Genomic DNA, 24496 nt, shown 5'->3' with positions numbered 1-24496 from the left:
AACTTCATAAGGCGGATCACCCTCATATAATTTTGGGAATATGGCCCAAAAGTCTCTACCCAATAACCGTAAATTATTGGACTATGAGGGGAAGGATCGTATTGGCTTTTTTCGTCATATCGTAGCGAGGTACGGCCAGAACGATGCTTTCCCTTATAAATACAGGGGACATTCGTTCTGGTTTTTATATGAAGAGAAACAAAGAGGTGAATACCGCATGCAGCCGCTGGTTGGAGTGATTATGGGAAGTCAATCGGATTGGGAGACGATGAAACATGCTTGCGATATATTGGAAGAATTGCAAATTCCGTTTGAAAAAAAAGTAGTTTCTGCCCATCGTACGCCAGATTACATGTTTGAATACGCGGAAACGGCGGAAGAAAGAGGCATTAAAGTCATTATTGCTGGTGCTGGGGGAGCGGCGCATTTGCCTGGGATGGTTGCTGCTAAAACAACGCTTCCCGTCATTGGAGTGCCAGTGCAGTCAAAAGCATTAAGCGGATTAGATTCGCTTTTGTCCATTGTACAAATGCCAGGAGGTGTACCAGTGGCGACGGTCGCTATCGGCAAAGCGGGAGCTACGAATGCGGGACTCTTAGCAGCAGCGATGTTAGGTATTCATTATCCGCAATATATGGAAGCACTGAAAAAACGAAGAGAGACGATGAGGAAAAGCGTGATGGAAAGTAGTGATCATCTTGCATAAACAAATTGTCCCTGGTCAGACGATCGGCATTATTGGCGGCGGACAACTTGGACGGATGATGGCAATTGCCGCGAAAGAAATGGGATTTCGCGTCGCTGTGCTCGACCCAACCCTAGATTCTCCATGCGGTCAAGTGGCGGATATCGAGATTACCGCGGAATATAATGATTTTGCAGCGATTCGGAAGCTTGCTGCGGTGAGTGATGTAATCACCTATGAATTTGAAAATATTGATGCGGACGCTTTAAATTGGCTTGTGGAACATGCATACGTGCCGCAAGGAAGCAGGCTGCTTGCCATTACGCAGGACCGCGCGTCGGAGAAAAAGGCGATTACGGACGCGGGGCTTCCTGTTGCACCGTACATCGAAGTTCAATCAAAAGAGGATTTGTTTTCCGCAATCGAAACAATTGGCTTACCGTGTGTATTAAAAACGTGCCGCGGTGGATATGACGGCAAAGGGCAATTTGTCATCCGCAGCAAAGAAGACAGCGTGCAGGCGCTTTCCTTATTAGAAATCGGCCCTTGCGTATTGGAATGCTGGCTTTCGTTCGACAAAGAAATTTCTGTCATTGTGGCGCGAAACGGATATGGCGCGATGGCCGTATTTCCTGTTGCGGAAAATATTCATGTCAACAATATTTTGCACAAAACGATTGTTCCAGCACGAATTCCCGAGCATGTAGCAAAAAAAGCGATCCGTTATGCGGAAATGCTTGCCGATTATTTTGGACTCGTCGGAACGTTAGCGGTGGAAATGTTTTTAACAAAAGAAGGGGATATTTATATTAATGAACTTGCCCCTAGACCGCACAATTCAGGTCATTATACAATTAATGCTTGTGCGACGTCCCAATTTGAGCAGCATGTCCGCGCCGTCTGCAATTGGCCGTTAGGAAGCACAGAACTGTTAAAACCAGCCGTGATGGTAAACATTTTGGGCGAGCACGTCGAGCCAATCATTCAAAATATTGCAACACTTCGTGACGCCCACCTTCATCTTTACGGCAAAAAAGAGGCAAAACCGAAACGAAAAATGGGTCATGTAACGGTGCTTGCGGAACATGTCGACGCAGCGCTGAAAACGATCGATTCATGGCAAATTTGGAATGATCGGAGGAAAGAATACGTATGATTGAACGTTACACAAGACCGGAAATGGGAGCGATTTGGACAGAAGAGAACCGATTTAAAGCGTGGCTGGAAGTGGAGATTTTAGCTTGCGAGGCATGGGCGGAGCTTGGCGTTATTCCAAAAGAAGACGTCGAACGCATTCGCCAAAACGCTTCGTTTGATATTGCGCGCATTAAAGAAATTGAAGAAGAAACGCGCCATGATGTGGTCGCTTTTACGCGCGCGGTTTCGGAAACGTTAGGCGAAGAACGAAAATGGGTGCATTACGGTTTAACGTCCACCGACGTTGTGGATACCGCCCTGTCTTATTTATTAAAACAAGCGAACGAAATTTTATTGAGAGATTTAGAAAATTTTATTCAAGTATTAAAAGAAAAAGCGTTGGAGCATAAATATACGGTTATGATGGGGCGCACGCACGGCGTTCATGCGGAACCGACAACATTCGGCCTGAAAATGGCGCTTTGGTACGCGGAAATGCAGCGCAATTTAGAACGGTTTAAACAAGCGGCAGAAACGGTGCGTGTCGGCAAGATTTCCGGCGCGGTCGGGACGTATGCGAACATCGACCCGTTTGTCGAACAATACGTATGCGAAAAACTTGGGTTAAAACCGGCGCCGATTTCGACGCAAACGCTACAGCGCGACCGCCACGCGTATTATATGGCGACGCTGGCGCTCATCGCGACATCGATCGAAAAATTTGCTGTCGAAATTCGTGGGTTGCAAAAGAGCGAAGTGCGGGAAGTGGAAGAGTTTTTCGCGAAGGGACAAAAAGGATCATCAGCGATGCCGCACAAGCGCAATCCGATCGGTTCGGAAAATATGACGGGAATGGCACGCGTCGTCCGCGGTTATATGCTGACGGCGTACGAAAATGTTCCGCTCTGGCATGAACGCGATATTTCTCATTCTTCTGCTGAACGCATCATTTTGCCAGATGCGACGATCGCGTTGAACTATATGTTGAACCGCTTTACGAACATCGTGAAAAACTTGAAAGTCTACCCAGAAAACATGAAGAAAAACATGGATCGTACATTAGGGCTTATTTATTCGCAGCGCGTATTGCTTTCGTTAATTGATGCGGGCATGACGCGGGAAGAAGCATATGACTTAGTGCAACCAAAGGCGATGGAAGCGTGGGAGAAACAAGTGCCGTTCCGTTCGCTCATTGAAGCGGATGAACGAATTACAAGCCGCTTAACGAAAGAACAAATCGACGATTGTTTTGATTACCGCTATCACTTAAAACATGTGGATACGATTTTCCAACGCCTGGGATTGTCATAATGGCTCATCGGCAAGGAATCCCTTGCCGGTGTATAATATAAAAATTGCCAATATTCTGGATTAGGGGGCCTTTTTGATGGTCAAAAAGCTGGCTTTGCTATATGAAGGAAAAGCGAAAAAAGTATATACGACGGATGATGAGAACATATTGTGGATCGAATATAAAGACAGCGCGACGGCGTTTAACGGTGGGAAAAAAGCGATAATTGCCGGAAAAGGACGTCTTAATAACGAGATTACCAGTTTATTATTTTCAAAGCTTCACGAAGCAGGAATCTCCAATCATTTTATCCAAAAACTATCTGCTACGGAGCAGCTTGTCAAAAAAGTGACGATTATTCCTCTAGAAGTGGTTGTCCGCAATGTTGTTGCCGGGAGTTTGGCAAAACGGCTTGGCATCCCGGAAGGAACCCGCTTGGAAAAGCCGCTCGTTGAGTTTTATTACAAAAACGATGACCTCGGTGATCCTCTCTTATTGGAAGACCACATTGCGATTTTAAAGCTGGCTACTTCGGAACAAATCGCTGTTTTGAAGGAACTAGCTTTACAAGTCGATGACGTATTGACGAAGCATTTCGCAGAACGGCGCGTGAGATTAATTGATTTTAAATTAGAATTTGGCTTTGATTCGGAAGGCGCGATTTTACTTGCGGATGAAATTTCCCCGGATACTTGCCGGCTGTGGGATATGGAAACGGACGAAAAGCTCGATAAAGACGTATTTCGCCGCGATCTAGGGAACTTAACGGACGCCTATGAGACGATTTTGCAACGATTAGGGGGAGAATCGACATGTATAAAGTAAAAGTGTATGTTACGTTGCGAGAAAGCGTGCTAGACCCGCAAGGAGCGGCGGTGAAGGGGGCGCTTCATAGTTTGTCTTATACCGAAGTGCAAGATGTGCGAATCGGAAAGTTTATGGAGCTTGTTGTGGAAAAAAGCGAGCGCGATATCAATGAACTTGTGCGCGAGATGTGCGAAAAGCTGCTGGCCAATATGGTGATTGAAGACTACCGCTACGAAATTGAGGAGGTAGTCGTACAATGAAATTCGCCGTCATTGTGTTTCCTGGTTCCAACTGTGATGTTGATATGTATCATGCGATTGCTGATGAATTAGGTGAAGAGGCCGAATACGTATGGCATGATACGGCAAACCTTGACCATTTTGATGCGATTTTGCTGCCGGGAGGGTTTTCATACGGCGATTATCTTCGCTCTGGGGCGATCGCCCGCTTTTCCAACGTTATGAAGGAAGTCCGCAAAGCGGCGGATGAAGGAAAGCCGATATTAGGCGTATGCAACGGGTTTCAAATTTTGCTCGAAGCGGGGCTGCTTCCGGGAGCAATGCGCCGTAATAACAGTTTGAAATTTATTTGCCGTCCGGTTTCGCTAAAAGTCGAAAATAACGAAACGATGTTTACGTCCGCTTACAAACAAGGGGAAGTGATTACGATTCCGATTGCCCACGGCGAAGGCAATTATTACTGTGATGAACAAACATTAAAGCGGCTGATCGAAAATCGGCAAATCGTCTTTCGCTATCATGGAGAAAACCCAAATGGAAGCTTAGACGGCATCGCCGGGATCGTTAATGAAAAAGGAAATGTGCTTGGCATGATGCCGCATCCGGAGCGCGCCGTTGATCCGCTTCTTGGCAGCGCGGATGGATTAAGATTGTTTCAATCGATCGTGAAATATTGGAGGGAAACACATGCCGTTACTGCTTGAGCCAAGCCCAACAACGATTAAAGAAGAAAAATTGTACAGGGAAATGGGATTAACGGACGAAGAATTCGCAATGATCGAAAAAATTCTTGGCCGCCTGCCAAACTATACAGAAACGGGAATTTTTTCGGTCATGTGGTCGGAACATTGCAGCTATAAAAATTCGAAGCCGGTATTAAAAAAGTTTCCGACGGAAGGAAAACACGTGCTTCAAGGCCCAGGAGAAGGAGCGGGCATCGTCGATATCGGCGATGGTTTGGCGGTGGCGTTTAAAATTGAAAGCCATAACCATCCGTCCGCAATTGAGCCGTATCAAGGCGCTGCAACCGGCGTCGGCGGAATCATCCGCGATGTGTTTTCGATGGGAGCGCGCCCGATTGCTTTATTGAACTCGCTGCGGTTCGGGGAATTAACTTCTCCGCGCGTCAAATATTTATTTGAGCACGTGGTCGCGGGAATTGCCGGGTATGGCAATTGTGTCGGCATTCCAACCGTCGGCGGCGAAGTGCAGTTTGACCCTGCTTATGAAGGCAACCCGCTTGTCAACGCGATGTGTGTCGGCATTATCCGCCATGAAGAAATCCAGCGCGGCATTGCCTCCGGTGTAGGCAATACAGTGATGTACGTCGGGGCGAAAACGGGACGCGACGGTATCCATGGCGCAACATTTGCTTCGGAGGAACTGACGGAACAATCGGAAGAGAAACGGCCTGCCGTTCAAGTCGGCGACCCGTTTATGGAAAAATTGTTGCTTGAAGCGTGCCTGGAAGTAGTAAAGTCCGATGCGCTTATCGGCATGCAAGACATGGGGGCGGCTGGCTTGACGAGTTCTTCGGCAGAAATGGCGAGCAAGGGCGGTTTTGGCATTGAAATGAATTTAGATCTTGTGCCGCAGCGCGAAACAGGCATGACGCCATATGAGATGATGCTCTCCGAATCGCAGGAACGGATGCTGCTTGTCGTCCAACAAGGACGTGAACAAGAAATTTATGATTTGTTTGCGAAATACGGGCTTGAAGCGAAAGCGATCGGCAAAGTGACTGATGACAAAATGCTCCGCCTTTATTTCCGCGGGGAAATCGCCGCCGAAATTCCGGTTGACGCCTTAGCCAAGGATGCGCCAGTATACTTTAAACCATCGAAAGAGCCGGCGTATTACCGCGAGTTTCAAGCGATGGAACCATATGTTCCGGCTGTCGCCAATTACGAAGAAACGCTGCTTGCGTTATTGGCCCAGCCAACGATTGCGAGCAAAGAATGGGTGTATCAACAATACGATTACATGGTGCGGACGAATACTGTTGTCGCGCCGGGATCGGACGCTGCGGTCGTGCGCATCCGCGGCACGAACAAAGCGCTGGCAATGACGACCGACTGCAACTCTCGCTATATTTATTTAGATCCGGAAACAGGCGGCAAAATTGCTGTGGCGGAAGCAGCGCGGAACGTCGTCTGTTCAGGAGCAAAACCGCTGGCGATTACGGACTGCTTAAATTTCGGCAATCCGGAAAAACCAGAGATTTTTTGGCAGCTCGAAAAAGCGGTGGACGGAATGAGCGAAGCTTGCCGCGCATTGGGGACTCCGGTGATCAGCGGAAACGTTTCTTTATATAACGAAACAAACGGGGAAGCCATTTATCCGACACCAGTCGTCGGCATGGTTGGACTCGTGGAGGACATTCGCCATATTACGACACAAGCATTTCAACAAGCGGGCGACCTTATTTATGTCATTGGAGAAGCGAAGCAGGAGTTTGGCGGAAGCGAACTGCAAAAATTATTGGAAGGCAGAATTTTCGGGAAAGCGCCGGCTATTGATTTGGCAACAGAAGCAAAACGGCAGCGCGAATTGCTTGCGGCGATTCAAGCAGGTGTCGTCGCATCCGCTCACGATATCGCGGAAGGCGGCTTTGCGGTTGCACTGGCGGAATGCGTAATGAGCGCGGACGGTCTTGGCGCGAAAGTAACAATGGACGGGGATATGACGGCGCAATTGTTTAGCGAAACGCAATCCCGCTTTATCGTTTCCGTAAAAAAAGAGGATCGTGAAAAATTTGAGCAATTAGTGGAAGCAAAGCTTATCGGCGAAGTAACAAATGACGGCATGCTTCTTGTCGAGCGGGCGGGCGGAGAAGTCGTCGTCCGGCTTTCCGCCGAGCAAATGAGAAATGTCTGGAAAGGAGCTATCCCATGCTTGCTGAAATCAAAGGATTGAACGAAGAGTGTGGAATTTTTGGGATTTGGGGGCATGAGGAAGCAGCGCAAATCACGTATTACGGCTTGCACAGCCTTCAGCATCGCGGTCAAGAGGGGGCGGGAATTGTCGTCGCCCATCAAGGAATGCTGCAAGGGCATAAAGGATTGGGGCTTGTCACCGAAGTGTTCAGCAACGGCGAGATTCGATCGCTGAAAGGAGCGGCCGCCATCGGTCATGTTCGTTATTCGACGGCGGGAGGAGGCGGCTACGAAAACGTTCAGCCGCTTCTGTTTCGCTCGCAAACAGGAAGCATTGCACTTGCGCATAACGGCAATCTCGTTAACGCGATGGACTTAAAGATTCAGCTGGAGGAACAAGGGAGCATTTTCCAAACGACATCAGATACGGAAGTATTCGCCCATCTCATTCGCCGCAGCCATGCGCCGACATTCAAAGAGCAAATCAAAGAAGCGCTCACCTATGTTGAAGGAGCGTTTGCTTTCCTTCTATTGACAGAAACAGCGTTATATGTGGCACTCGACCCGCATGGGTTTCGCCCGCTTTCCATCGGACGGATCGGCAACGCTTATGTCGTCGCTTCTGAAACGTGCGCGTTTGATGTTGTCGGCGCGGCGTACGAAAGGGAAGTGGAACCGGGAGAGCTTATCGTCATCAGCGCGGAAGGAATGCGTTCTGAACGATTTGCGCCGGCGCAAGCTCGCTCGATTTGCAGCATGGAATATATTTATTTTGCCCGCCCTGACAGCAATGTCGACGGCATCAACATTCATACGGCGAGAAAAAATTTAGGAAAACGCCTGGCATTGGAGGCTCCTGCAGAGGCGGACATCGTCACCGGCGTGCCCGATTCCAGCATTTCCGTCGCGATTGGCTATGCAGAGGCAACGGGAATTCCATATGAGCTTGGTCTCATTAAAAACCGGTATGTCGGACGTACGTTTATTCAGCCGTCTCAGTCGCTTCGCGAACAAGGAGTAAAAATGAAACTGTCCCCGGTTCGCGGTGTTGTTGCGGGAAAACGCGTCGTTATGGTCGATGATTCGATCGTGCGCGGCACGACAAGCAAACGAATTGTTGCGATGCTCCGCGAAGCGGGGGCGACGGAAGTGCACGTCCGCATCAGTTCGCCGCCGATTACGCATCCTTGTTTTTACGGGATTGATACATCGACAAGAGAAGAATTGATTGCGTCTAAGTATACGGTGGAGGAAATCCGCCAAATTATCGGAGCAGATTCTTTGGCGTTTTTAAGTCAAGAGGGATTATTGGAAGCGATCGGGCGCTCTCCACAACTGCCATTGCGCGGGCAATGCATGGCATGTTTTACAGGAAATTATCCGACAAATATTAGCAAAGCGCGGTCGCCGTTGATGTCAACAAAGTAAAAAGGGGGGCTCGACGTGGCAGAAGCATATAAACAAGCGGGTGTTGATATTGAAGCAGGATACAGGGCGGTCTCCTTGATGAAAGAGCATGTGCGGAAAACATCGCGTTCTGAAGTGCTCGGCGGATTGGGAGGATTTGGCGGCATGTTCGATTTATCTTCGCTCGGTTATCGCGAGCCGGTGCTTGTTTCCGGGACGGATGGAGTAGGGACGAAGCTAAAAATCGCGTTTATGATGGACTGCCATGATACAATTGGAATAGATTGCGTGGCGATGTGCGTCAACGATATCGTCGTGCAAGGAGCGGAGCCGCTCTTTTTCCTTGACTATATTGCGTGCGGCAAAGCAGTGCCGGAAAAAATCGCGGAAATTGTTAAAGGAATCGCAGACGGCTGCGTCGAGGCGGGCTGTGCTCTGATTGGGGGAGAAACGGCGGAAATGCCGGGAATGTATGACGAAAACGAATACGATATCGCAGGATTTGCGGTCGGTATTGCCGAAAAGTCGAAGCTTGTCACCGGCGGCGCCATTCAAGAGGGTGACTCTCTGATCGGGCTTGCGTCCAACGGTCTTCATAGCAACGGCTATTCGCTCGTTCGCCGCATCGTGTTCGAACAGGCAAAACTTGCCCTTGACCGCGTCTATGAACCGCTTAGCGTTCCATTAGGGGAAGAGCTGTTAAAGCCGACGCGCATTTATGTAAAGCCGCTTCTTCACGTAATGAAACAATTCGAAATCAAAGGAATGGCGCATATTACCGGCGGCGGTTTTATCGAAAACATTCCGCGCATGCTCCCGGAAGGGTTAGGAGCGGAAATTGATTGCGGTTCGTGGCCGGTTCTGCCGATTTTTGACTTGCTGCAAGAAAAAGGAAACCTTCTTCGCCGCGACATGTTTTCGGTTTTTAATATGGGCATTGGCATGGTGCTGGCGGTAGATAGCAAAATGGTTCATCCGGTGATCGCAAGCTTAGAAGAGCATGGCGAAAAAGCGTATTTCATCGGCCGTGTGAAACGAGGAAAGGGCGTTTCGTTTTCCGGAGGGGCGGTGTCATGAAAAATATCGCCATTTTTGCTTCCGGCAACGGGACGAATTTTCAAGCGATTGTCGACGCGACGAAAAGCGGAATTGTGCCAGCAAGAGTAGCGTTATTAGTATGCGACAATCCCGGAGCGAAAGTGATCGAACGGGCGGAGCGGGAACATATTCCGGCGTTCGTGTTTTCTCCGAAAAATTACGCCTCCAAAGCCGAATTTGAACAAGCGATTTTAGCCGAACTGCGAAAGCACGAGATTGAATTTATCGCTCTTGCCGGTTATATGCGGCTCATTGGTCCGACGCTGCTTCATGCGTACGAAGGGAAAATCGTCAACATCCATCCTTCCCTGCTGCCGGCCTTTCCGGGAAAAGATGCGATTGGGCAGGCATACCGCGCAGGAGTAAAAATAACCGGCGTGACGATCCACTATGTTGATGAAGGAATGGATACAGGACCAATCATTGCCCAACGCGCGGTTCCAATTTATGAAGGTGAGCCGCTAGCACAGCTAGCGGCGCGCATTCATGACGTGGAACATGAATTATATCCAGCGGTATTAAAAACATTACTCGAACATCAATAGAAAGGATCGAGAATCATGGCAGTAAAACGGGCATTATTAAGTGTATCGAACAAAGAAGGAATCGTATCATTGGCGAAACAGTTAGTGGAACTTGGTGTGGAAATTATTTCAACAGGCGGAACGAAAAAAGCGTTAGAAGAAGCAGGAGTTCCTGTCATAGGCATTTCCGATGTTACCGGATTTCCGGAAATTTTAGATGGGCGCGTCAAAACGTTGCATCCGATCATTCACGGAGGGCTTCTTGCGATTCGCGACAATGAGCGGCATCAAAATGAGCTTCGCGAACATCACATTACTCCAATTGACCTTGTCGTCGTCAATTTGTATCCATTTCAACAAACGATCGCCAAAAGCGACGTGACGTTTGCCGAAGCGATCGAAAATATCGATATCGGCGGCCCGACGATGCTTCGGGCGGCGGCGAAAAACCATCAATATGTGACGGTTGTCGTTGACCCGGCCGATTATGATACGGTAGTGCAAGAACTAAAAGAACACGGGGATGTCTCGGCGGAAACGAAATTAAAGCTTGCGGCGAAAGTATTTCGCCATACGGCTGCGTACGATGCGATGATTGCCGAATACTTGACGAATAAAACCGGCGAAGAGTATCCGGAATCATTAACAATCACTTTTGAGAAAAAGCAATCGCTGCGTTATGGGGAGAATCCGCATCAAACTGCGGCATTCTATAAAAAACCGTTAGGGTCTTCGTTCTCGATCGCCAAAGCGATACAGCTGCACGGAAAAGAATTGTCATATAACAACATTAACGACGCAAATGCGGCGCTGCAAATCGTCAAAGAATTTGCCGAACCGGCTGCGGTGGCGGTGAAGCATATGAATCCGTGCGGCGTTGGCACTGGCGCGACGATTTACGAAGCGTTCACCAAAGCGTACGAAGCGGATCCGACGTCGATTTTTGGCGGCATTATCGCTTTAAACCGCGAAGTCGATAAAGAAACCGCCGAAAAAATGCACCAAATCTTTTTGGAAATCGTAATCGCCCCATCGTTTAGCAAAGAAGCGCTTGATATTTTAACGCAGAAGAAAAATATTCGCCTCCTTACCGTTGATTTTGCGGCGCCAAACACGAAAGAGAAGCTGCTTGTTTCCGTACAAGGCGGGTTGCTTGTTCAAGAAGCGGATACGCGTACGCTCGATGAAGCGGAAATGAAAGTCGTGACAAAACGCGAGCCGACGGAACAAGAATGGGAAGCGCTGCGGTTTGCGTGGAAAGTTGTAAAACATGTGAAATCGAACGCGATCGTGCTTGCGAAAGACGGGATGACGATCGGCGTCGGCGCTGGCCAAATGAATCGCGTCGGCGCGGCGAAAATCGCGATCGAACAAGCGGGAGAAAAAGCAAAAGGAGCCGTGCTTGCCTCTGATGCGTTTTTCCCGATGGACGATACGGTAGAGGAGGCAGCGAAAGCAGGCATCACAGCAATCATCCAGCCAGGCGGATCGATTCGCGACGCCGATTCGATTAAAAAAGCGGATGAATATGGAATTGCCATGGTATTTACAGGGATTCGCCATTTTAAACATTAAGCTGGAGGGAGCGCCATGAAAGTGCTTATTATCGGCCGCGGCGGCAGGGAACATGCGATTGCATGGAAAGCCGCGCAAAGCCCGCTTGTTACTAAGCTATATGCTGCCCCGGGCAATCCGGGAATCGCGCAAGTTGCTGAACTTGTTCCGATCGACGAGCAGGACATTGAAGCGCTTGTTCAATTTGCGAAACAAGAGAAAATCGATCTGACTATCGTCGGACCGGAAGCGCCATTGCTTGCCGGCATTGTCGACCGTTTTGCGGAGGAAGGATTGCATATTTTCGGGCCTCGAAAAGAAGCGGCATTGATCGAAGGAAGCAAGGCGTTTGCGAAAGAAATGATGAAAAAGTACGGCATTCCAACGGCGGAGCACGCTACTTTCACTTCGTACGAAGAAGCAAAAGCGTATGTGGAGAAAAAAGGAGCGCCGATTGTTATTAAAGCCGACGGATTGGCGGCGGGAAAAGGGGTTACTGTCGCTATGACGCTGCCGGAAGCAATAGAGGCGCTGCGCGCGATGATGGTCGGAAAGCGATTCGGCGAAGCGAGCGAGCGGGTAGTGATTGAAGAATATTTGGAAGGCGAAGAATTTTCATTTATGGCGTTTGTCCATGGAGAGCGCGTTTATCCAATGGTGATCGCGCAAGATCATAAGCGGGCATATGACAATGATCAAGGGCCAAACACGGGCGGAATGGGAGCATACTCCCCAGTGCCGCAAATTTCAGCCAAAACTATCGATGCGGCGCTTTCGCAAATTATCGAGCCGATGGCGAGAGCGCTGGCGGCGGAAGGCAGGCCATTTACCGGTGTGCTGTACGCTGGACTAATGGCAACGAAACAAGGGCCGAAAGTAATAGAGTTTAACGCGCGCTTTGGCGATCCCGAGGCGCAAGTTGTCCTGCCGCGATTAGAAAGCGATCTTGTCCAAGTGATGGTTGATTTACTAGAAGGGCGCGATGTAAAACTGACATGGTCCAATGAGGCGGTCATCGGCGTGGTGTTAGCGGCGAAAGGCTACCCGGGGACATACGAACGCGGTGCGGCCATTAGCGGATGGGATCAGTTAGGTGAAAATACACTTTTGTTTCATGCTGGAACGATGATGAAAGATGGGACGTTGTGCACCAACGGGGGGCGCGTCCTGCTTGTTGCCGCGAAAGGCGAGACGCTAAAGCAGGCGCAACAAACCGCATATGAGCAAATTTCCCATATTGCATGCGACCAGCTGTTTTATCGCCGCGATATTGGCAATAAAGCTATCGAGCGCGCTTTTTCCGCACGTACACAAATATAAGTGCAATAATGCCGCCAATCAAAGATGCAAGTACAAATGACATATCTGTTGCATATTCGAGTAGCATGATTTTGGCACTCCTTCGAAAAGGCTGGCGCATCAAGCGCCAGTCCATTTTTTTAAGTAGGATTGATCGTCGTCTCGTCTTTTATGCGCATCGCTTGCTCGCGGCGGTAATTGGCAAAGAAAGCGGTGATTGGGCAAAAGCGTGTAATCCCTTCTCCCACTTTCATGGCGGCAAGCACCGCTACAATAAGATAAGAAGTGCACCAAGGCTTTCTTGCCATGTTTGCCGTCGCCCATGCAAGCGCTGTAAGGCCAAAAGTAATGCGAATAAGCGCATTGATGATGTTAATATTAGCCATCACCATTTTTTCCCTCCTTTTTCATTGTGAAAATGACTTTAATGCGGTAAAATGATTACATGGCATGATTAGGAAAAAAGGGGACGAGGTGTATATGAGCGAACAACGTTATCGTTGGAAAAGCTACGAACTGCGTGAACATGCGGCGATTATTGACGGAAAAAAGTCGCCGACAAAAGTGTTAACGAATGCGACTTATTTACATTCATATTTACGCGAATGGTTACAAGGAAACATTTGGATATATCATGATCGGATCGTGTATGCTGGGGAACGGTTCCCCGATCGAGTCGATAAGCAATGCGAAATCGTCGATTGCAGCGGCTATGTGTTAGTTCCTGGTTATATTGAACCGCATGCGCATCCGTTTCAGTTATATAATCCCCATTCGTTCGCGTGCTATGCAGCGAAATATGGGACAACGACATTGATCAATGACAATTTAGCTCTTGTTTTGCATTTGTCAGATGATAAAGCGTTTTCTTTTTTGAAGGAAATGAATGCGCTTCCATCATCGATGTACTGGTGGTGCCGGTTTGATGGGCAGACAGAGCTGGAGAGGGAAGAAGAACAATTATCGAACGCTCGGGTAAAGCGGTGGCTGGAACAAGAAACGGTGTTGCAAGGCGGGGAGCTAACAGGTTGGCCGAAGCTTCTTGCCGGGGACGATCTGATCCTTCATTGGATTCAAGAAGCAAAGCGGATGAAACGAAAAATTGAAGGCCATTTTCCAGGGGCTTCTGAGAAAACGGTTACAAAAATGATGCTTCTTGGCGCAGATTGCGATCATGAAGCGATGACGGGAAAAGAAGTATATATGCGCCTTTTGCATGGATATACCGTGTCATTGCGCCATTCGTCCATCCGCCCGGATTTACCGGCGCTTCTCCAAGAAATAAAGGAACTTGGCATTCACCAGTATGACCGTTTCCTTCTCACAACGGATGGTTCGCCGCCATCGTTTTATGAAAATGGAGTTATCGACCGTTTAATTCGCATTGCGTTAGAGCATGGCGTCCCGATTATAGATGCGTACAATATCGCTACGATCAATGCTGCCCGCCATTACGGAATTGAACACTTGCATGGCAGCATTGCGACAGGAAGGGTGGCGAACATTAACTTTTTACGCGCGAAAGAAGACCCAACTCCTGTGCAAGTGCTTGCGAAAGGACAATGGATAAAACGAAAGGGGGATCAATCGATTGCGTGGCCATCGGTCTCATGGAGCGACTACGGAATTGGACCGCTTCGTCTATCGTGGAATTTATCAATGGATGATTTGCAATTTTCAATGCCGATGGGAATGTATATGGAAAATTCGGTGATTATGAAGCCGTACTCTATTTCAATCGATACTTCTCACGACGAATTGTCCGCCGATCATGACGAAAGCTTTTTAGTGTTGCTGGATCGCCACGGAAAATGGCGTGTCAATACGATATTAAAAGGTTTTTCTACTAGTGTCCGCGGGCTCGTTAGTTCCTATTCGACTACAGGGGATATTGTTTTAATCGGCAAAAACAAGCGGGACATGTTTCTTGCATTCGAGCGAATGTGCGAAATCGGCGGGGGGATTGTGCTGGCGGAAAACGGAGAAATCATTCACGAAATTCCTCTGTCACTTAACGGCGTGATGTCGGAAGAAAGTGTAGAAGAGCTTATTCGTAAGGAAAAAAGACTTGTCGACCTATTAAAACAAAGGGGATATCGTTTTATCGACCCAATTTATTCTTTATTCTTTTTGCAATCGACCCATTTACCATATGTGCGTATTACCCAGCGCGGAATTTATGATGTGATGAACAAAACAGTACTCTTTCCACCGATAATGCGTTAAAATAGAAAAGAAAAAGGTTGTGTGATCATTGAAACGTTGTCTTATTGCAATGAGCGCAGTATGTCTTTTCGTCGGTGGTTGCATGCATGAAAATAAGCAGCAAGCACCTGAGCCGAAATCGGACTCAGTGGAAACGCCAAAACAACAGGAAGCCTCAAAGAAGAGGCAAGTTTTCCCATTGACGGGGCTGCCGGCGGAAGGAGCGGTGAACCGTCGGGTTATTGCGGTAATGGTGAACAATCATCCAAAAGCGCGGCCACAGTCGGGGCTGCAAAAAGCAGATATCGTTTATGAGGTGCTCGCAGAAGGTGATATTACGCGCTTTTTAGCGCTATACCAAAGCGAATTTCCAGAAAAAGTAGGACCTGTGCGCAGTGCGCGCGATTATTATGTCGAGTTAAGCAATGGTTATCATGCGCTTTACGTTTGCCACGGCTGGAGCCCAGAGGCAAAAGCGATGTTGGAAGCAGGAGCGTCCGATTACTTAAACGGTTTATTTTACGACGGAACGTTGTTTAAGCGCGTGTCTTTTCGCAAAGCGCCGCATAATTCGTATATTACATTCGCGAATATCGAAAAAGGAGCGGCCATGGAAGGTTATTCGCTGCAAGACAACGTGGCTCCGCTCCCGTTTCGCGCTGATGCCCCACAAGGAGAAAAAGCCGGCCAAATAGACATTATTTATTCACACCGCGGCTATGCTCAAGTGCGGTACAAATATATAGCGGATCAAAAAAGCTATTTCCGCTATAGCGCAGGGGAACAAACAGTGGATTATGATACGCGTGAACCTGTCAAAATTCAAAACGTATTGGTCATCGCCGCGAAGCATAGCGTTATCGATTCGGCGGGGCGCCGCAGCATTGATTTATCTTCTTCCGGAAGCGGATATTTGTTTCAAAACGGAATCATCAAGCAAGTCGAATGGAAAAATGTAGATGGACGCATTTTGCCATATGAAAACGGGGAGCCGGTCGGCTTGATGCCGGGGAAAACGTGGATCAATGTCGTTCCGGATTTAAACATAGTAAAATGGTGAAGGAGGAAAGGAACACATGCAAATCGATAAGTTGCGCGGCAGGCAAGTGGACCAGCTGTTTAAAGCGATTCTTTCCCTGCGCGATTTAGAGGAGTGTTATCGCTTTTTTGACGATTTATGCACGGTCAATGAAATTCAATCGCTGGCGCAGCGCCTAGAAGTAGCGCGTATGCTCCGCGAAGGTTATACGTACCATAAAATCGAAACGGAAACGGGAGCGAGCACCGCGACGATTTCACGCGTAAAACGCTGCTTAAACTATGGAAACGACGCATATGCGATGGCGCTGGACCGCATTAAAGAAGAAGAAAAGCAACATGCGAAAGAGACGCGTAACGCCTAATGGAAAAAGGAGATTCCTTTCAAAGAAAAGGAACTCCTTTTCTTTTTGGCGATTTGTTATAATGAAAAAATGGATAAATTAATGGAGGTTTTTCTATATGTACGATATTCGCCAATGGCGCCATGTGTTTAAGTTAGACCCGAACAAGGAAATTAGCGACGAACATCTGGAACGCATTTGTGAATCAGGGACGGACGCGGTCATTGTCGGCGGAACGGACGGCGTCACATTGGAAAACGTCCTCGAACTTTTGGCGCGGATCCGCCGCTACCAAGTTCCGTGCATCCTTGAAATATCGAATCTTGAGTCGGTCACGCCGGGATTTGATTTTTATTTTATCCCTATGGTGTTAAACAGCCGCGACAAAAAATGGATCATCGACTTGCATCATGAAGCGGTAAAGCAATTTGGCGACATCATAAATTGGGACGAGATTTGGATGGAAGGATATTGCATTTTACATAAAGAATGCAAAGCAGCAATGCTGACAGACGCGAATACGGAGCTGCAAGAGGATGATGTCGTTGCGTATGCGCGCATAGCGGAGCATATGTACCGGCTGCCAATTTTTTATTTAGAATATAGCGGTTCATACGGAAATCCTCGGCTCGTCCAGCGCGTAAAACAAGTGTTAAAACAGACGCAGCTGTTTTACGGCGGCGGAATCGAAACGGAAAAGCAAGCAGCGGAAATGGCGCAATGCGCTGATACCATCGTCGTGGGCAATGTCATTTACGAAGATATCCATAAGGCGCTCGCTACTGTAAAAGCGGTGAAACGGTAATTTGTCGGCGCCAAAAAAGTGGTGTAAAATAGAACATATGTTTTATGGTGGTGATCAATGTGAATTTTTTGTCGGAAAAATTACTCGCTAACTTAAATGAACAGCAGCAAGCAGCTGTTAAAACGACGGAAGGGCCGCTTCTCATCATGGCGGGGGCGGGAAGCGGAAAAACGCGCGTGTTAACGCACCGGATCGCCTATTTGCTGGCGGAAAAGCAGGTCGCGCCGTGGAACATTTTAGCGATTACGTTTACCAATAAGGCCGCGCGCGAAATGAAGGAACGCGTGCAGGCGCTGCTTGGCGGGGCGGCTGAGGAAATTTGGATTTCCACGTTTCACTCCATGTGTGTCCGCATTTTGCGCCGCGATATTGATCGCATTGGCATTGACCGCAATTTTTCCATTTTAGACACGACTGACCAGCTTTCTGTGTTAAAAAACATTTTAAAAGAAAAAAATATCGACCCGAAAAAATTTGACCCTCGTTCGATACTCGGAACGATCAGCAGCGCGAAAAACGAATTGCTCTCCCCTGAAAAGTTCGCGAAAAAAGCCGGAAACTACTATGAAAAAATCGTCAGCGACGTATATGAGGAATATCAAAAGCGGCTTTTGCGCAACCATGCGCTCGATTTTGACGACTTAATTATGACGACGATTCAGTTGTTTGAGCGTGTGCCGGAAGTGCTCGAGCATTATCAATATAAATTTCAATACATTCATATTGACGAGTATCAAGATACCAACCGGGCGCAATATATGCTTGTAAAGATGCTGGCGTCGCGTTTTCAAAACATATGTGTCGTCGGCGATGCCGATCAGTCGATTTATCGCTGGCGCGGCGCGGACATCCAAAACATTTTATCGTTTGAAAAAGATTACCCGAACGCGAAAGTCATCTTGCTTGAGCAAAACTACCGTTCAACGAAGCGAATTTTACAGGCGGCAAACGAAGTCATTGAAAACAACGTCAACCGCAAGCCGAAAAAACTATGGACGGAAAACCCGGAAGGACAAAAAATCGTATATTATGAAGCGATGAACGAAGCGGATGAAGCGCAATTTGTCGCCGGCAAAATCAAAGAATATGTGGAAAGCGGAAAACGCCGATATTCCGATTTTGCGATTTTATACCGCACGAACGCCCAATCGCGGGTGATGGAAGAAGTGCTGCTCAAGTCGAACATTCCTTACCAAATCGTCGGCGGCCTGAAGTTCTATGACCGCAAAGAAATTAAAGATATTTTGGCATATTTGCGGGTGATTGCAAACCCGAATGATGATATTAGTTTGCTGCGCATCATTAATGTGCCGAAGCGAGGCATTGGCGCTTCTTCGCTCGATAAAATCGTAAACTATGCTTCCGAAAACGAATTATCGGTGTTCGAAGCGCTCGGCGAACTCGAACATATTGGGCTTTCTGCGCGAATTGCCGCTTCCTTGCTTGAATTTCGCCGCCTGCTTGAACAATGGGGGCAGCTGCAAGAATACGTTTCCGTAACGGAATTAGTGGAAGAAGTGTTGGACAAGTCTGGCTACCGCGAGATGCTGAAAGCGGAAAACACGTTGGAGGCGCAAAGCCGTTTGGAAAACATCGATGAGTTTTTATCGGTGACGAAGCATTTTGAAAACGTAAGCGAAGATAAGTCATTAATCGCGTTTTTAACTGACTTGGCATTAATTTCCGACATTGACCAGCTAAATGATGCGAACGGCGAAGACGGGGACGCAGTTGTGCTAATGACGCTCCATTCCGCAAAAGGATTGGAATTTCCGGTTGTCTTTTTAATCGGGATGGAAGAAGGAATTTTTCCGCATAGCCGTTCCCTGGAAGATGAAGATGAGATGGAAGAAGAGCGCCGCCTCGCTTATGTCGGGATTACCCGCGCAGAAGAAGAGCTGTTTTTAACAAGCGCACAAATGCGGACATTGTTTGGATACACAAATATGAACGCGGTATCCCGCTTTGTTCGCGAAATTCCAGAAGAGCTAGTGGAACGGGTGAGCAAACGAACGGCATGGGCATCGGCCGCGGCTGGAAAACAAGCGACTGTCCGTAAAATCGCGGTTGCCTCTTCTACGGGAGGAGAAGAAATCCCTTGGAAAGTCGGAGATAAAGTCGAACATAAAAAATGGGGAATCGGCACCGTTGTCAGCGTTCGCGGAGAAGGGGAGGATAAAGAGCTTGACATCGCGTTCCCAAGCCCGATCGGAATTAAACGGTTGCTTGCGAAATTCGCTCCGATTACAAAGGTGTAAAGAAAGGAGAAACGAATATGGACCGACAAGCTGCGATCAAGCGAATCGAAGAGCTTCGCGAGCTTTTGAATAAATACAATTATGAATATTATGTCCTGGACCGTCCGTCTGTGCCGGATTCGGAATACGACCGGCTTATGCAAGAACTTATCGCGTTAGAAGAACAATATCCGGATTTAAAAACGAAAGATTCTCCGTCGCAACGCGTTGGCGGACAGGCGTTAGACGCATTTCAAAAAGTGGAACATCGCACGCCGATGTTAAGTCTCGCAAATGCATTTAACGAAGGGGATTTGCGCGATTTTGACCGCCGTGTGCGCCAAGAAGTCGGCGATGATGTCGCTTATGTTTGCGAGCTAAAAATCGATGGGCTTGCTGTATCTGTCCGTTATGAAGACGGCTATTTCGTTCAAGGGGCGACGCGCGGCGACGGAGTGACCGGGGAGGACATTACCGAAAACTTAAAAACGATCCGCTCTTTGCCGCTTCGCTTGAATGAACCGGTGACGTTAGAAGCGCGCGGTGAAGCGTACATGCCGAAAGCGTCGTTTGAGCGGTTGAACGAACAGCGCCGCCAGCGCGGGGAAGAGCTGTTTGCCAATCCGCGCAACGCTGCTGCGGGCTCTTTGCGCCAGCTCGATCCGAAAATCGCCGCATCGCGCCATCTTGATTTATTTGTATACGGTCTTGCGAACGCGGAAGAATTGGGGATTGCTTCGCATAGCGCGGCGCTCGATTATTTGCAACAGCTTGGATTTAAAACAAATCCGGAACGCCGCCGCTGCGCTAATATTGACGAAGTGATGCAATTTGTGAATGAGTGGCAAGAAAAACGCCCGCAGCTACCTTATGAAATTGACGGGATTGTCATAAAAGTCGACTCGTTTGCGCAACAAGAACAACTAGGCGCGACTGCGAAAAGTCCGCGCTGGGCCATCGCTTATAAATTTCCGGCCGAGGAAGTGGTAACGAAGCTGATTGACATTGAATTAAATGTTGGACGCACGGGAGTGGTGACGCCGACAGCGATTTTGGAGCCGGTTCGCGTGGCGGGTACAACGGTACAACGCGCTACCCTTCATAACGAAGATTTTATTCGTGAAAAAGATATCCGCATTGGGGATTCGGTCATTATCAAAAAAGCGGGGGACATTATTCCGGAAGTCGTGAATGTCGTGCCGGACCGGCGGACGGGAGAAGAAGTGCCGTTTGTCATGCCGACGCATTGTCCGGAATGTGCCAGCGAATTAGTCCGGCTAGAAGGCGAAGTGGCGCTCCGCTGCATTAATCCAAAATGTCCGGCGCAAATTCGCGAGGGATTGATTCACTTCGTGTCGCGCCAGGCGATGAACATCGAGGGGCTTGGCGAAAAGGTTATTTCCCAGCTGTTCCGTGAAGGTCTCATTCATGATGTTGCTGACATTTATCGCTTGACAAAGGAGCAGCTTATCGATTTGGAACGAATGGGAGAGAAATCGGCGACCAATTTGCTCCATGCCATTGAAGCGTCCAAACAAAATTCGTTGGAGCGCCTTCTCTTCGGCCTTGGAATTCGCCATGTCGGTGCAAAAGCAGCCAAAGTGTTAGCGGAACATTTTGAAACGATGGACCGCCTGCAAAACGCGACAAAAGAAGAACTAATGGCGATTCACGAGATCGGCGAAAAAATGGCCGATTCGATTGTCACGTATTTTGCCAAGCCGGAAGTGAAAGAGCTTTTAAACGAACTGCGCGCTTATGGTGTCAACATGGAATACAAGGGGCCGAAAACGCCAAAACCTGGCGACGTTCATTCGTATTTTGCCGGAAAAACCATTGTATTAACAGGAAAACTCGAATCATTATCGCGCAATGAGGCAAAAGAAAAAATTGAACAGCTTGGCGGCAAAGTGACCGGCAGCGTGAGCAAAAATACGGATTTAGTCATTGCTGGGGCGGACGCAGGCTCGAAACTGGCGAAAGCACAGCAACTCAATATCGAGATTTGGGATGAGACTAGATTTCTACAAGAAATTGAACAAAATAAGTAGGTGTGGAACAATGAAAAAGAAGATGATCCTATTCGCTGCACTTCTTCTTTTCCTTTCTTCCTGCGCGCCGAAATTTGGCGAGGAGGAAGTAGTACAGGAGAAAGATAATAAAGAGCAAAAAGCGGTGATTCCAAAATACAATATTTCCGATTCTTATTACCGCATTGTGCTGCCGTTTAAAGTATCGGGAGCTCGCGGCGAAGTAGTGGAAGACTTAAATACGCGCTTAGATGTGGACGAATTTGAAACAGGGTTGATGCGTTTAGCGCAAGACCGCTTTTCTCCGGAAGAATATTTATTCCAAGAAGGGCAATATTTAGATAAAAAAACGATAAAACGTTGGCTGGAAAGAAAACGGACGCCTAGCCAGCTAAAAAGGGAAAAGATGAAACCGTCCGAAAATGTCGGCTTAAATCCGCCTATTAGCGATAACGGGACAAATGAAGAAAAAAATAAAAAAAGCCCGATTTATTTAGCCAGCATTTTAGAGCATGATTATTTAGTGAAAACAAGTGACAACAAAGTAAAATTAGGCGGGGTAGTGTTAGGGTTAGCGCTGAATTCGGTTCATTATTATGAAACGGAACAAGGCTACCCGCGCGAAGTGAAAATTTCAGATAAAGTAATTGAAAGAGAAGGAAAACGGATTGCCGCTGAAGTTCTTTCCCGCATCCGCAATATGAAAAAGTTGAAAGATGTTCCAATTACGATTGCGCTGTTCAAACAAGCGCCAAAATCTTCAGTGATTCCAGGCAACTTTTTCGCTGTTACGCATGTGGATGAGGGAAGCGACACGATTGACGAATGGCAATCCGTTAATGAAGAGTACTATTTATTTCCGTCAGACGAAGCGCAAAAAAACCATCGGGACGACTGGCTGAAGTTTAACAATTTTAAGTCGGATATTGAGGAGTTTTTCCCGAACTACACGGGAGTTGTCGGCAAAGCTTTATACCGCGATGACCAACTGCAACAGTTAACGATTAACATTTCGATGCCTTTTTATGGAAAAGCAGAAGTGGTTGGATTTACGCAATATGTCACTGGTTTGGTGATGGAAAAGTTCCCGGATTATATTACTGTCAATGTCTATATTTCTTCCGTAGGAGGGCCAGAAAGCATTATTGTTCGCCAAGCAAAGGCGGACCAGCCGTTTGTCCATATTTATCAGTAATTTTTTTGCTTTTGTAAAAAATTGAATAACATTGCTTTATCTGTTAGAATGGTAGATATAGATTGTAAACGCTTTTTCTGTAATTTGACGAAGAAGGGAAGATCACTGATGGTGCAACCCTATAAACATGAACCGCTGACGGACTTTACCGTAGAAGCGAATCAGAGAGCGTTTGAAGATGCGTTAAAAAAAGTGGAAGCAGAGCTTGGCAAAGACTACCCTTTAATTATTGGCGGCGAAAGGGTTTCGACGGAAGAGAAAATCGTCTCGATTAACCCGGCGAACAAAACAGAAGTCATAGGCCGAGTGTCGAAAGCAAATAAAGACATTGCGGAAAAAGCGATGAAAGTTGCCGATGAGGCGTTTCGATGGTGGAGCAAAACAAAACCGGAGGCGCGCGCCGATATTTTGTTGCGCGCCGCTGCGATTGTGCGCCGCCGCAAACATGAATTTTCCGCGTTGATGGTCAAAGAAGCAGGAAAACCGTGGAAAGAAGCGGACGCAGATACGGCGGAAGCGATTGACTTTATGGAATATTATGCGCGGCAAATGCTGAAATTAAAAGATGGCATTCCAGTGGAAAGCCGACCGGGCGAAACAAACCGCTTTTTCTATATTCCGCTTGGCGTCGGCGTTGTGATCTCGCCATGGAACTTCCCGTTTGCGATCATGGCAGGAACAACAGTTGCTGCGCTTGTTACCGGCAACACGGTTTTATTAAAGCCGGCAAGCGCTACACCGGTTGTCGCTTATAAATTTGCCGAAGTATTGGAAGAAGCAGGGCTTCCTGCAGGAGTATTAAACTACATTCCAGGAAGCGGCGCGGAAGTTGGCGATTACTTAGTAGACCATCCGCGCACCCGCTTTATCAGCTTTACTGGTTCCCGCGATGTCGGCATCCGCATTTATGAGCGCGCTGCCAAAGTGCATCCTGGGCAAATTTGGCTCAAACGCGTCATCGCCGAGATGGGCGGAAAAGACGCCATCGTCGTCGACAAAGAAGCGGATTTAGAATTAGCAGCACAATCGATTGTCGCATCGGCGTTTGGTTTCTCCGGTCAAAAATGTTCGGCTTGCTCGCGTGCCATTATCGTCGAAGATGTATATGATCAAGTATTAAATCGCGTTGTGGAGTTGACAAAACAATTAAAAGTCGGCGATCCTGCAGAACAAAGCACGTTTATGGGTCCAGTCATCGACCAATCGGCATACAACAAAATTATGGAATATATCGAAATCGGCAAAAAAGAAGGCCGTCTCATGACTGGCGGTAAAGGAGACGATGCCAAAGGCTTCTTCATTCAACCGACGGTGTTTGCCGATGTCGATCCGAACGCGCGCATCATGCAAGAAGAAATTTTTGGTCCAGTTGTCGCGTTTACGAAAGCGAAAGATTTCGACCATGCGCTGGAAATCGCCAACAACACGGAATACGGCTTAACTGGCGCCGTCATCTCCCGCAACCGCGCTAACCTTGAAAAAGCGCGCGAAGAATTTCATGTCGGAAACCTTTACTTCAACCGCGGCTGCACAGGCGCCATCGTCGGCTACCAGCCATTCGGCGGCTTCAACATGTCCGGCACCGACTCGAAAGCAGGCGGCCCTGACTACTTGATTTTGCATATGCAAGCAAAAACGGTATCGGAAATGTTTTAATGAAAAACCCTCTCTGCACAGGCAGGGAGGGGTTTTTTGTGCTGGCGCGGTTCCTTGAATTTAAACATT

The 24496-nt window shown here is 47.9% G+C and carries 22 protein-coding genes and 1 riboswitch; of the genes, 20 read left to right on the top strand and 2 right to left on the bottom strand.

The features are described from left to right. The first annotated feature begins 2 nt into the window (after positions 1-2). Positions 3-104, top strand: a riboswitch (purine riboswitch). A gap of 113 nt (positions 105-217) precedes the next feature. From purE to purD, 12 genes are all read left to right on the top strand, one after another. Continuing rightward, complete coding sequence (purE, locus tag MWM02_RS17880) at positions 218-706, top strand: 5-(carboxyamino)imidazole ribonucleotide mutase (RefSeq protein ID WP_064553570.1); 489 nt, start codon at positions 218-220, stop codon at positions 704-706. Next, positions 690-1841: a 5-(carboxyamino)imidazole ribonucleotide synthase gene (gene purK / locus MWM02_RS17875; RefSeq protein ID WP_244402604.1), complete on the top strand. Its 1152-nt coding sequence runs from the start codon at positions 690-692 to the stop codon at positions 1839-1841. The genes purE and purK overlap by 17 nt, the downstream gene beginning before the upstream one ends. Then, entirely contained in the window at positions 1838-3133 is a 1296-nt protein-coding gene (gene purB / locus MWM02_RS17870) for an adenylosuccinate lyase (protein ID WP_064553537.1), read from the top strand. The genes purK and purB overlap by 4 nt, the downstream gene beginning before the upstream one ends. A gap of 76 nt (positions 3134-3209) precedes the next feature. Then, on the top strand, positions 3210-3938 hold the full coding sequence (gene purC / locus MWM02_RS17865) for a phosphoribosylaminoimidazolesuccinocarboxamide synthase (protein ID WP_244402603.1): 729 nt from the start codon (positions 3210-3212) through the stop codon (positions 3936-3938). Then, positions 3926-4180, top strand: a complete 255-nt coding sequence (purS, locus tag MWM02_RS17860; protein WP_064553533.1) for a phosphoribosylformylglycinamidine synthase subunit PurS — start codon at positions 3926-3928, stop codon at positions 4178-4180. Before purC ends, purS begins: the two co-directional genes overlap by 13 nt. Further along, positions 4177-4863, top strand: coding sequence for a phosphoribosylformylglycinamidine synthase subunit PurQ (gene purQ / locus MWM02_RS17855; protein ID WP_064553531.1), 687 nt, complete (start codon positions 4177-4179; stop codon positions 4861-4863). The genes purS and purQ overlap by 4 nt, the downstream gene beginning before the upstream one ends. After that, the gene (gene purL, locus MWM02_RS17850) at positions 4847-7075 is read left to right on the top strand and encodes a phosphoribosylformylglycinamidine synthase subunit PurL (RefSeq protein WP_244402602.1); all 2229 of its coding nucleotides are present in this window, start codon (positions 4847-4849) and stop codon (positions 7073-7075) included. Before purQ ends, purL begins: the two co-directional genes overlap by 17 nt. Continuing rightward, on the top strand, positions 7051-8463 hold the full coding sequence (purF, locus tag MWM02_RS17845) for an amidophosphoribosyltransferase (RefSeq protein WP_244402601.1): 1413 nt from the start codon (positions 7051-7053) through the stop codon (positions 8461-8463). The genes purL and purF overlap by 25 nt, the downstream gene beginning before the upstream one ends. Before the next feature lie 15 nt (positions 8464-8478). Then, positions 8479-9519, top strand: a complete 1041-nt coding sequence (purM, locus tag MWM02_RS17840; protein WP_244402600.1) for a phosphoribosylformylglycinamidine cyclo-ligase — start codon at positions 8479-8481, stop codon at positions 9517-9519. Beyond that, complete coding sequence (gene purN / locus MWM02_RS17835) at positions 9516-10085, top strand: phosphoribosylglycinamide formyltransferase (protein ID WP_064553525.1); 570 nt, start codon at positions 9516-9518, stop codon at positions 10083-10085. Before purM ends, purN begins: the two co-directional genes overlap by 4 nt. A gap of 15 nt (positions 10086-10100) precedes the next feature. Then, positions 10101-11639 carry a bifunctional phosphoribosylaminoimidazolecarboxamide formyltransferase/IMP cyclohydrolase gene (gene purH / locus MWM02_RS17830; RefSeq protein WP_244402599.1) on the top strand — a complete coding sequence of 513 codons (1539 nt, stop codon included), beginning with the start codon at positions 10101-10103 and terminating at the stop codon, positions 11637-11639. 15 nt (positions 11640-11654) lie between these two features. Next, on the top strand, positions 11655-12938 hold the full coding sequence (gene purD / locus MWM02_RS17825) for a phosphoribosylamine--glycine ligase (RefSeq protein WP_244402598.1): 1284 nt from the start codon (positions 11655-11657) through the stop codon (positions 12936-12938). Here purD and MWM02_RS19510 read toward each other — a convergent pair. Together MWM02_RS19510 and MWM02_RS17820 are read right to left on the bottom strand one after the other, a co-directional pair. Continuing rightward, positions 12901-12981, bottom strand: coding sequence for an EYxxD motif small membrane protein (locus MWM02_RS19510; protein WP_332455081.1), 81 nt, complete (start codon positions 12979-12981; stop codon positions 12901-12903). The genes purD and MWM02_RS19510 overlap by 38 nt on opposite strands. Before the next feature lie 76 nt (positions 12982-13057). Next, positions 13058-13303: a YgaP family membrane protein gene (locus MWM02_RS17820; RefSeq protein WP_244403649.1), complete on the bottom strand. Its 246-nt coding sequence runs from the start codon at positions 13301-13303 to the stop codon at positions 13058-13060. Between the two features lie 94 nt (positions 13304-13397). Here MWM02_RS17820 and MWM02_RS17815 point away from each other — a divergent pair, with 94 nt between their 5' ends. From MWM02_RS17815 to pruA, 8 genes are all read left to right on the top strand, one after another. Beyond that, positions 13398-15143, top strand: coding sequence for an adenine deaminase C-terminal domain-containing protein (locus tag MWM02_RS17815; protein WP_064553518.1), 1746 nt, complete (start codon positions 13398-13400; stop codon positions 15141-15143). Between the two features lie 28 nt (positions 15144-15171). Continuing rightward, the gene (locus MWM02_RS17810) at positions 15172-16182 is read left to right on the top strand and encodes a DUF3048 domain-containing protein (protein ID WP_244402597.1); all 1011 of its coding nucleotides are present in this window, start codon (positions 15172-15174) and stop codon (positions 16180-16182) included. A 16-nt stretch (positions 16183-16198) separates the two neighbouring features. Then, positions 16199-16525, top strand: a complete 327-nt coding sequence (locus MWM02_RS17805; RefSeq protein WP_064553514.1) for a YerC/YecD family TrpR-related protein — start codon at positions 16199-16201, stop codon at positions 16523-16525. Positions 16526-16622: 97 nt separating this feature from the next. Beyond that, positions 16623-17309 carry a heptaprenylglyceryl phosphate synthase gene (gene pcrB / locus MWM02_RS17800; protein WP_064553512.1) on the top strand — a complete coding sequence of 229 codons (687 nt, stop codon included), beginning with the start codon at positions 16623-16625 and terminating at the stop codon, positions 17307-17309. 59 nt (positions 17310-17368) lie between these two features. Beyond that, positions 17369-19567: a DNA helicase PcrA gene (gene pcrA, locus MWM02_RS17795; RefSeq protein WP_244402596.1), complete on the top strand. Its 2199-nt coding sequence runs from the start codon at positions 17369-17371 to the stop codon at positions 19565-19567. Between the two features lie 17 nt (positions 19568-19584). Further along, entirely contained in the window at positions 19585-21597 is a 2013-nt protein-coding gene (gene ligA, locus MWM02_RS17790) for an NAD-dependent DNA ligase LigA (protein WP_064553508.1), read from the top strand. A 10-nt stretch (positions 21598-21607) separates the two neighbouring features. Continuing rightward, positions 21608-22771 (top strand): CamS family sex pheromone protein, encoded by a 1164-nt coding sequence (locus MWM02_RS17785; RefSeq protein ID WP_244402595.1) that lies wholly within the window; start codon positions 21608-21610, stop codon positions 22769-22771. 108 nt (positions 22772-22879) lie between these two features. Continuing rightward, complete coding sequence (gene pruA, locus MWM02_RS17780) at positions 22880-24427, top strand: L-glutamate gamma-semialdehyde dehydrogenase (RefSeq protein WP_244402594.1); 1548 nt, start codon at positions 22880-22882, stop codon at positions 24425-24427. Positions 24428-24496: the final 69 nt, after the last annotated feature.

The organism is Parageobacillus sp. KH3-4 (assembly GCF_022846435.1).
Lineage (GTDB): Bacteria > Bacillota > Bacilli > Bacillales > Anoxybacillaceae > Parageobacillus > Parageobacillus thermoglucosidasius_A.
Note: the sequence above shows the minus strand (reverse complement) of the source record. Positions and strands in the feature narration are given on the sequence as shown.